Annotated in this window: 6 protein-coding genes; all 6 read left to right on the forward strand. The window is 37.8% G+C overall.

Translation table 11 applies throughout. The features are described 5' to 3' along the window. The first annotated feature begins 166 nt into the window (after window positions 1–166). The 6 genes from J2S19_RS23390 (at window position 167) to J2S19_RS23415 (ending at window position 8,223) form a co-directional block, all read left to right on the forward strand. A complete protein-coding gene (locus J2S19_RS23390; protein WP_307347245.1) occupies window positions 167–1,147 on the forward strand; it encodes a sugar-binding protein in 981 nt (326 codons plus the stop codon). Between the two features lie 5 nt (window positions 1,148–1,152). Beyond that, window positions 1,153–2,580 carry a sensor histidine kinase gene (locus J2S19_RS23395; RefSeq protein ID WP_307347248.1) on the forward strand — a complete coding sequence of 476 codons (1,428 nt, stop codon included), beginning with the start codon at window positions 1,153–1,155 and terminating at the stop codon, window positions 2,578–2,580. A gap of 34 nt (window positions 2,581–2,614) precedes the next feature. Beyond that, window positions 2,615–4,165, forward strand: a complete 1,551-nt coding sequence (locus tag J2S19_RS23400; protein WP_307347251.1) for a response regulator transcription factor — start codon at window positions 2,615–2,617, stop codon at window positions 4,163–4,165. Between the two features lie 204 nt (window positions 4,166–4,369). After that, window positions 4,370–5,458, forward strand: coding sequence for a D-xylose ABC transporter substrate-binding protein (gene xylF / locus J2S19_RS23405; protein ID WP_307347253.1), 1,089 nt, complete (start codon window positions 4,370–4,372; stop codon window positions 5,456–5,458). Between the two features lie 58 nt (window positions 5,459–5,516). After that, a complete protein-coding gene (locus tag J2S19_RS23410) occupies window positions 5,517–7,031 on the forward strand; it encodes a xylose ABC transporter ATP-binding protein (protein WP_307347256.1) in 1,515 nt (504 codons plus the stop codon). 1 nt (window position 7,032) lies between these two features. Then, window positions 7,033–8,223, forward strand: coding sequence for a sugar ABC transporter permease (locus J2S19_RS23415; RefSeq protein WP_307347259.1), 1,191 nt, complete (start codon window positions 7,033–7,035; stop codon window positions 8,221–8,223). The last annotated feature ends 101 nt before the right edge of the window (window positions 8,224–8,324 follow it).

The following is an 8,324-nucleotide window of genomic DNA, read 5'->3' on the forward strand; positions in this document are numbered from 1 at the left end:
ATCTCAAAACATTCCCAATTTATTCAAATAATTGATAGAACAATCAAAGTTTCAGAAAATCCGAGAAAAAAAAGCCGACTTTTTCAGTGGTCTCGAACCGTCCCTCTGCTTCCCTCTGCTTCTGAAGCATGAGAACCGTCCCCGTGCTTCCTGGGAGGTGTGGATTATGAGAGGGAGAGTTTGGTCTGTGTTGTTATTGGTGTTGTCGGTTGTGTTTATTATTTTGTTGACTCAGTTTGTGATGGCGGCTACTGGGTTGAATCGTTCCGTTGAGAAGTTAAAAGATGACCAGCAAAATAGTGAAAAATCGAAAGCTCACTTTGTATTAATTGCACAGGAGTACGGAAATCCGTATTGGACTTCAATTGAAAAAGGGGCGCTTAAGGCAGGAGAGGATTTACAAGTACAAGTGGAATATATTGGTCCGATACAGAGTAATATGGAGGAGCAATTGAAACTATTGGAAAAATCGATAGCATCTAATGTTGATGGCATCATTGTCCAAAGCTTAAACAATGAAAAATTCACCCCGCTCATTAATAAAGCAATTAATAAAGGTATACCTGTCATTACAATTGATACAGATGCCCCGTCAAGTAATCGTTTGTCATATGTAGGAACGGACAATTACTTTGCCGGCCAGCAGCTAGGCTTAAAAGTATTAGAAGAAACAGGTGGAAAAGGAAAGATTGGCGTCATCATTGGCGACATGACAGCAGAAAACCAGAAGTTACGTCTCAATGGTTTGAAAGCAATCATTGGAAAGCGGGCTAATATGGAAATTGTTGAAGTGTTACCATCGAATATATCGAGAATAAAGGCGGGCCAGCAGGCTGAAAAGATTTTACGAAGTTATCCCGAAGTCACGATTTTAGTTGGGACAAGCGCATTGGATGCAGTTGGAATGCTTCAAGCGAAGGAAAATCTTAATCGACATGATGTCAAAATTTTTGGGTTTGATGATGTTGATGAAACGATACAGGCAATTAAGGACGAAAAGGTAACAGCAACACTCGTCCAAAAGCCATATGAAATGGGCTATAAATCAATTAGACTTATGTATGATTATTTTAAAGGGAATTCGATTCCGAATCGAGCTTATACAGACATTACAATCGTTGATTCGACAGACTTGCAAACGGAGTGAGCGCCATGAGTATTCGAGTTAAGTTATTTATTTTCATCCCGATTTTAGTAATTCTGTTGAACATCGTTGCTTTTGTTATATTCCAGAGTGGTAAGTTAGTTCAAGATAGCTATCATATTATGATGGAAAGAGTCTTACTTTATAAACAAATTTCAACGGAAACAAAGGATAATTTACTAGTTTTGAACTCATATATTATTAATCAAGATGATCATAGTTATAAACAATATTATCTTCATAAAGAAAAGCTAGAAAAACTAAGGGCCAAGCTGGAAAAAGAAAAAACTACGAATATTGGTGATATACAAATTGAAAATTACGATCAGATGATTCAATCCTTTCTAGATTCAGAAATGGCAGTTGTTAGCTATTTAAAACTAGATGATTTTGATTCCTACTTATTGAGATACGAAGAGGCTGAAAAAATTGCCGGGTTTATTCAAGAAGAAGGTCAAAACATGGTAGACCGTGAGTTGAGTTACTACCAGCCAATATATCATGATATTATTAATTATTCACGTCAGATCAACCAACTAGGTATTGCCTTATTTTTAACAACGACGTTATTAAGTGTTGTCATCGCGATATGGATGTCGCGAAGTATCTCGATACCAATTAACAGATTAGTAGAGAAGGCACAGCAAATTTCAAAAGGGAATTTGAATATTGAAACCGAAGATGTTGCGAAAGCAAATGATGAAATTGGGATACTTGGAAAAGCGTTTCATCAGATGCTGAAGGATTTAAAGCATTATATCTCACAGCATTTTCAAGTGCTCGAAAGTAAACGACTTGTGAAGGAACTGGAGTTGAAGGCACTTCAAAGTCAAATTAATCCCCATTTTTTATTTAATACGCTAAATGTCATCTCTAAATTAGCGTATATCGAAGGTGCTGAGAAGACGAGTGATTTAACTGTTACCGCCTCTAATTTGATTCGCTATAATTTAAGAAAACTAGATCAACCTGTCACCTTAAGAGATGAATTACATCATATTAAGGAGTACCTGACAATTCAGAAGGCACGCTTCCAAGAACGCGTCCACTTCGAATATGACATTGATGAAAGCGTTTTAAACCAAATCATCCCTTGTTTAACACTACAACCAATATTAGAAAATGCATTTGTACACGGAATCGAAAATATGGAATCTGATGGGGAAATTAATATCGTCATGAAGGATGAGCAAGCCTATGTATATATTAAACTATCAGATAATGGCAATGGTATGGATGAAACGATTAAACAAAAGCTCTTAAACTATATGTCTGAAGGTGAGAACGGCTACTCTACACGAAAATCTACCGGACTTGGAACAATTAATGTATTTAAACGACTTTATTTATTTTACGGTGAAGAAATGAAAATCGAAATTGATAGTAATAAGGGTGTTGGAACATCAATTATATTTATGCTACCTAAGCTCTCTTAAGCTCTTATTGGAAACAAAATTGGGGGTCTGCTGGATGTATCGGATTTTAATAGCTGATGATGAAGCATTAGAAAGGCAAGGATTAGAGCTAATGATTACAAGAGCGATGCCTGGAGAATTTGAATTTTTCCATGCAGAAAATGGCCGAAAAGCCATTGAACTAGCAGAGCAGGAACGACCTGACATCATTTTCATGGATATTAAAATGCCTGGGATACAAGGCATTGAAGCTTTAAGAGAAATCAACAAGCTTTTACCACATGTCAAAACAGTGCTAGTTACAGCATATGACCAGTTTAGCTATGCAAAGGAAGCACTCGCACTAGGGGTTAGCGAATATTTATTAAAACCGAAGAAAAAGCAGGAAGTGATCGAGGTTGTTACGAAATTACTCGAGAAAATTGATGCTGAAAGACAGCAAAGAAAAGTAGAACTCATACAAAAAGAAACAATCTCACAATTACAGCCTTTAGTAGAAAGTGAAATCTGTTTAATGATTATGATGAAATTAGTTGCGGATACGGATTTTGATGAATTAAATGAACTGATGAAAATGAGAATAAACCGAGGCTATTCACTCGTTATTTCTCTGCAATTGTTAGAGAAAAGAACGAATAATGAAAAGCAATCTTTATATACTGCCATTAAAAACTATATTAAGCATCATGACAATGATTGTTTAGTCAGTCCGTTAATGGGAAATCGTATCACTCTCTTCTCAGCAGCTCAAAAACGAGGGATGTATATAGATGAAAGTAAAGTATTTGCAGAGAGTATTCAACAGTTCATGGCCAAGTACGAAATTGATACTGTCATTGGAATCGGCAACATTGGCGAAGGAATAGAAGGTTTGCGAAAATCGTATTATGAAGCAACAACGGCTTTATCGAGTTATCATAAAGCTGCTGCTATCCGGCATTATACAGAGTATAAGAACGATAACAAGAACGATACACAACTGGATATCGAAGCTGAGCTCTTAACCGTAATGAGTAAAGGGAATGTTAATGAGGCAATCACTATCTTTCACCAAGCTTTCGATTCGTATATTAATCGAACGAACGCTGACTTTCAACAATGTAGAAGTGAAGTAATCGGTTTGTTACTATCCTTAAAAAAACAATTGCTACGCCAAGGTGTAAAAGTTGAGGGAATTGGACATTTTGAAGATACTACAGACTTGGAGCAACTTAAACATATTGCTGAAATTACTTTGCATTTATTAGTAGAAGCACTCGATAAGGATAAGGAAAACGGTACTGAAGCATTAATTGAACGGGCAAAGTGTTTTATAGAAGAACATTATGCAACAGACCTCCATATGGAGAAAATTGCCGAACTGATAAACTTAAGTCCATATTATTTTAGCAAACTGTTTAAAAAGCAAGAAGGCATTACATTTATTGAATATGTTACACAAGTGAGAATTGAAAAGGCTAAATCACTTTTACTGGATGGCAGCCGAAGCTTAAAGGAAATCTGTTTTCTCGTAGGTTACAATGACCCTAATTACTTCAGTCGTGTTTTTAAAAAAGTAACAAACCTATCCCCAACTGAATATCGCAATCAATTAATGAAATCCTAATCGTCTGCGTATGATTAGGATTTTTTTGGTGTGGAAATGACAAGAAAATCCTATTTAATAGATGTATAATGCAAACGCTTACCATTTTGTTTAAAAAGTGAAGATTGAACACCATTGAGTGCAGATGATAGTAGCCATAGTCAATAGTTCCCCGTGCTATATTGTATTTGTAAGCGACAACAAAGTGTAATAGGGGGAGAAAAGATGAATGGCTTTTTAAAGAAACTTAGTATCGGTGCAGCAAGTTTATTATTCGCTTCTACTTTAGCGGGGTGTGGCATTGTCTCTACTGGTGAAGAGCCGGCAAACGAAAAGGCGAAGGAAGACGATGACAAAATCGTGATTGGTCTTTCAATGGATACGTTAAAGGAAGAGCGTTGGCAAAAGGACCGTGATTTATTTGAAGCAAAAGTAAAAGAGCTTGGCGCAGAGGTGAAAACATTATCGGCAAACGGTGATGATGCATTGCAATTAAGTCAATCGGAACAGCTTATTTCTGAAGGTGTCGATGTTTTAGTTGTCATTCCTCATAATGCTGAAGCTTCGTCAGCTATTGTGCAAAAGGCACATGATGAAGATGTAAAAGTTATCTCATATGACCGTTTAATTAAAAATTCAGAAGTGGATTACTATTTATCATTTGATAACGTCCGCGTAGGAGAAATGCAAGCAAAGGCAATTACTGAACAGGTTTCATCAGGTAACTTCGTTTATATTGGTGGTGCCGACACAGATAATAATGCACATATGTTTAAAGAAGGTGCGATGAACATTCTTCAACCATTAATTGATAGCGGTGATATCAACCTTGTCTATGACCAATTCTCAAAAGACTGGAAGCCTGAGGAAGCGCTGAAAAATATGGAAAATGCTTTAACAGCTAATGATAACAATATCCAAGCAGTAGTTGCAGCCAATGATGGAACTGCTGGTGGAGCAATTCAAGCTTTAAATGCTCAAGGACTAGCTGGTAAAATCCCTGTTTCAGGTCAGGATGCTGATATTGCTGCTTTACAACGAATTGTTGAAGGTACACAAACAATGACAGTTTATAAACCAATTCATGCAATTGCAACACAAGCAGCTGAAATGGCAGTGAAAGTGGCAAAAGGTGAAGAAATCACAACAGATACGACTGTAAACAACGGTCAAATTGATGTCCCATCCGTTTTATTAGACCCAATAGCCGTAACAAAGGACAATATTGTCGATACAGTCGTAAAAGATGAATTCCAAAAAATTGAGGAAATCTATAAAAATATTCCTAAAGACCAATGGCCAGAAGTTAACTAATGGGGGGACTTAATGGGGGGACTGTCCCCCATTTGAATATCAAGTAGGAGTGTTCTATATGGAATATATTTTGGAAATGGAGCAAATCACAAAGGAATTTCCCGGTGTTAAGGCATTGGATCAAGTTAGTTTTAAAGTGAAAAAGGGCGAAATCCACGCCCTTTGTGGAGAGAACGGTGCAGGAAAATCAACGCTAATGAAAGTTTTGAGCGGTTTGTATCCTGTTGGGTCGTACACCGGCAACATTGTCGTAGATGGCAAACGGGCTGAATTCCGTAAAATAAGAGATGCTGAAAACGCCGGGATTACGATTATTCATCAAGAGTTAGCGTTAGTGAAGGATATGACTGTCGGGGAGAATATTTTTTTAGGACGTGAACCAAAGAAATGGGGCACCATTCAATGGGATTCACTTTACTTTGAAGCTGCAAAGTGGCTAAAAATGGTTGGATTGAACATGAAGCCAGACACGATAACCGGTTCACTCGGGATTGGTCAGCAGCAGCTTGTGGAAATTGCGAAAGCATTGTCAAAAAATACAAAAATACTAATTTTAGATGAACCGACAGCCGCTCTTACCGAAAGTGAAGTAGAAATTTTAATGGGGATATTAAATGAGCTGCGCAGCAACGGGGTAAGCTGCATCTATATTTCTCATAAGATGCCAGAAGTATTTCGGTTAGCAGACCAAATCACCATTTTACGTGATGGACAAACAATTAAAACAGTGAATAAACATGAAGTAGTTGAAGATGATGTTATTGCCCTAATGGTAGGACGGGAATTAACAGAACGTTACCCACGAGTAGCACACGACCCGAAAGAAGTTGTTTTAGAAGTAAACAATTACTCGGTTTGGAAAGAAGATAACCCACAGCAAAAAGTAATTGATAATGTCAATTTCACATTACGAAGAGGCGAAATTCTTGGAATCGCCGGGTTAATGGGTGCGGGCCGTTCGGAGCTTGTCATGAGTATATTCGGTGCTTATGAAGGGAGATGGGAAGGAACCGTTAAGATTGAGGGTAAAACTGTACAACTAAAATCGATTAAACACGCAATAAAAGAAGGGTTAGCGTTAGTTACTGAAGATCGCAAACGTTTAGGACTAGTGCTCGATATGGATGTGAAGAAAAATACAACACTGCCTAATTTAAATAAAGTTAGTAGATTTGGAACCATTAATGAGAATGAGGAAATAAAGGCAAGCGACAAATTTGTAAAGGAGCTACGTACGAAAACAGCTTCATTAGAAACAACTGTTGGAACCCTTTCTGGTGGTAATCAACAAAAGGTTGTACTGGCAAAATGGCTCATGTCAAACCCAAAAGTCCTTATTCTTGATGAACCAACGCGAGGAATCGACGTAGGGGCGAAATATGAAATCTATAATCTTATGAATCAATTAGTAGAAAATGGTGTTGCAATTATTATGATTTCTTCTGAATTACCGGAAGTATTAGGAATGAGTGATCGAATATTAGTGATGCATGAAGGCTCTTTTGCAAGAGAGCTCCGTTACGAAGAGGCTACACAAGAAAACATCATGCTAGCAGCGACAGGGGGTAAATAACATGGCTGCGAATTTACAAGTAGAAGATAGCAAAGCACGTCCACAGCATCCGATTAAATCACTGTTAGGGACAATGGATGTTCGAGCATATACGATGATTGCGGCTGTCGTCTTAATTTGGATATTCTTTGGAGTATTAAATGAAACATTCTTTACAGCAAGAAACCTTTCCAACTTGTTTACACAAATGTCCGTAACTGCAATCCTTGCAATTGGTATGGTCCTTGTCATCGTTGCTGGTCATATCGATTTATCGGTCGGCTCAATTGTCGGACTGACAGGTGGAATTGCCGCAATCCTAAGTAACTGGTTAGGCTTACCGGTCGGAGTTGTTCTACTTTGTACGTTAGCTGCAGGCTTTCTACTTGGCTTAATACAAGGATGGCTTGTCGCCTACCGGGCAATACCTGCCTTTATTGTGACACTCGGCGGGATGATGATTTTTAGAGGTATACTATTAGGTGTTACAAATTCAACAACAATTTCTGTATCAGATCCAGTATTTATGGCGCTGGGGAATGCCTATTTTTCAAGAATCTTCGGATTAATTCTCTCTACAGCTGCTGTTGCGTTCATTGCTGTTGCAATTTTAAGAAAAAGAAGCTCTAGAAAAGCATATGGTTTCGATGTTTCACCATTTGGTGTAGATATAACGAAACTAGTCATTTATGGTGGGGCTGCATTTGCTTTTGTATTAACGATGAATAACTACAAAGGAATCCCGTTTCCAATTATTTTTGTCATGATCCTTGCGTTAATCTTTTCTTATATTTCAAATAAAACGACATTTGGCCGACATGTTTATGCCATTGGCGGCAATGCTGATGCGGCCAAGTTATCAGGGATTAACATTAAAAGCAGAACAATGATGGTATTTGTTTTTTCAGGCTTATTATCCTCTATCGCAGCGATTGTCTTAACATCGCGGTTAACTTCCGCAACGATTACAGCAGGGGAAATGTATGAGCTTGATGCCATTGCAGCATGTGTAATCGGAGGAACATCTCTAATGGGTGGTGTTGGCACAATTTTTGGTGCAATTATCGGTGCACTTGTCATGACATCATTAGATAACGGAATGTCCTTAATGGGAATGGAATCCTTCTGGCAATACATCGTAAAAGGAACAATCCTAGTCATCGCCGTCTGGCTAGACATCTCCAACAAAAACCGAAAAGCCAAGAAAGCATGAAGCAGAGGGACGGTTCGAGACCACTGAAAAACACCACCTAAATAATGGGAAATGAACAAAAATATAAAATAAAAACAGAAAAACCCCCGTAATTTGGTATA

Origin of the sequence: Metabacillus malikii, assembly GCF_030813355.1 — a bacterium.
Taxonomy (GTDB): domain Bacteria; phylum Bacillota; class Bacilli; order Bacillales; family Bacillaceae; genus Metabacillus; species Metabacillus malikii.

Coding starts and splice junctions, on each gene's coding strand:
- J2S19_RS23390 (WP_307347245.1), top strand. CDS start 167: ATGAGAGGGAGAGTTTGGTCTGTGTTGTTATTGGTGTTGTCGGTTGTG.
- J2S19_RS23395 (WP_307347248.1), top strand. CDS start 1,153: ATGAGTATTCGAGTTAAGTTATTTATTTTCATCCCGATTTTAGTAATT.
- J2S19_RS23400 (WP_307347251.1), top strand. CDS start 2,615: ATGTATCGGATTTTAATAGCTGATGATGAAGCATTAGAAAGGCAAGGA.
- xylF (WP_307347253.1), top strand. CDS start 4,370: ATGAATGGCTTTTTAAAGAAACTTAGTATCGGTGCAGCAAGTTTATTA.
- J2S19_RS23410 (WP_307347256.1), top strand. CDS start 5,517: ATGGAATATATTTTGGAAATGGAGCAAATCACAAAGGAATTTCCCGGT.
- J2S19_RS23415 (WP_307347259.1), top strand. CDS start 7,033: ATGGCTGCGAATTTACAAGTAGAAGATAGCAAAGCACGTCCACAGCAT.